The sequence below is a fragment of the Pantoea sp. Pa-EAmG genome (assembly GCF_030024295.1).
Classification (GTDB): domain Bacteria; phylum Pseudomonadota; class Gammaproteobacteria; order Enterobacterales; family Enterobacteriaceae; genus Pantoea; species Pantoea dispersa.
In genome coordinates this window covers 1-1,146 of sequence record NZ_JASEWO010000362.1, presented here as the reverse complement: position 1 = coordinate 1,146, position 1,146 = coordinate 1, and the positions used below count along the sequence as shown (strand labels likewise).

Here is a 1,146-nt window from a genome sequence, read left to right as displayed (position 1 = left end):
ACTGCCGCTGATTACCGCAGGTTTCTACAGTAAAGATGAAATCCTGTTTGGTGCGTTGGCGAATGGTCACATCAATCTGATGGTGGCGGGTCTGGTCGGTGCATTCCTGACCTCAATCTACACCTTCCGCATGATCTTCATCGTGTTCCACGGCGAAGAGAAAATTCATGCGCACGCGGGCAAAGGCATTACTCACCATCTGCCACTGATTGTGCTGTTAGTGCTTTCCACCTTCGTTGGCGCCATGATTACGCCACCGCTGGCGGGCGTGCTGCCGCAGAATGAATTCGGTGAGGGCGGAAAAGTGGCGCTGGAAATCACCTCAGGCGTGGTCGCGATTGTCGGCATCCTGATTGCTGCTGCCCTATGGCTTGGCAAACGCCAGCTGGTCACCAGTGTTGCCAACAGCGCGCCGGGCCGTTTCTTCGGCACCTGGTGGTTCGCGGCATGGGGCTTCGACTGGCTGTATGACAAGGTGTTTGTAAAACCTTATTTGGGCATTGCCTGGCTGCTGAAGCGCGATCCGCTGAACTCACTGATGAACCTGCCTGCGCTGTTGTCGCGCATTGGTAATAAAGGCCTGGTGGTGAGCGAGAACGGTTACGTGCGCTGGTATGTGGCTTCCATGAGTGTCGGTGCCGTGGTGGTACTGGCGCTGATGCTGGTGATTTAAAGATTGATGAGCGGGGGCGAGAGAATCAATAGTTCTCTCATCCCAGAAGCGAATGTGAAAAATTGCCTGAATGACGAAGCGTTATTGATGTAGCCCGTTTCGTTGCCGTCAGTGTGCAGCAACCCAAGCGTATTTTGTACGTGAGGGTGGCGAGCGCTGACGGTGATGAACGTGGCAAGCAAGATAGCTCGAAATCAGGTTGAAAAAAGGGAAGTATGCCGTGCTATTACCTTGGCTAATAATCATACCTTTTGTTGGGGGTCTGCTTTGCTGGTTAGCAGAGCGCCTCGGCGCAAAAGTGCCGCGTTGGATCGCCATGATCACCATGGGGCTGACGCTGGCACTCGGTCTGCAGTTGTGGCTGCAGGGAGGCTATTCACTCACCCAGGCTGCAGGAATGCCGCAGTGGCAGTCGACTTTCTCGGTGCCATGGATTCCGCGCTTCGGCATTAACTTCCATCTGGCTATCGACG

The 1,146-nt window shown here is 54.6% G+C and carries 2 pseudogenes; both read left to right on the top strand.

Features of this window, described 5'->3' with window-relative positions:
• A pseudogene (locus QMM04_RS22635) lies at nt 1-673 on the top strand (NADH-quinone oxidoreductase subunit L); the annotation flags it as partial.
• A gap of 220 nt (nt 674-893) precedes the next feature.
• A pseudogene (locus tag QMM04_RS22630) lies at nt 894-1,146 on the top strand (NADH-quinone oxidoreductase subunit M); the annotation flags it as partial.